Source organism: Pseudomonas sp. AC083 (assembly GCF_979253165.1).
Map to the genome: position 1 here is coordinate 1 of NZ_CEEDDH010000334.1, position 238 is coordinate 238.

Sequence of the window (238 nt, forward strand, 5' to 3'; positions counted from 1 at the left end):
CAACTAATGGTGGAGATGCAAGGTAGTTCCCTTTCACAAGCGGATGGATACGACCTTCAAAGTTACGGTTACCTGATAAAACAGAAGTGATCAGCAGATCATTTTCAGAGACAGCATCTTCAATTTCTTTCTCAAGCGGTCCTGAGTTTCCGATACAAGTTGTACAGCCATACCCTACAATGTTAAATCCGAGGTCTCTTAAATATGGAAGAAGTCCTGAATTCACAAGGTATCCTGT

At 41.6% G+C, this 238-nt stretch carries 1 protein-coding gene; it reads right to left on the bottom strand.

Features of this window, described 5'->3' with window-relative positions; all coding sequences use genetic code 11:
* Positions 1 to 238: aconitase family protein (locus AC0IXA_RS28100; protein WP_471815011.1), on the bottom strand; the 238-nt coding region annotated here is incomplete at both ends.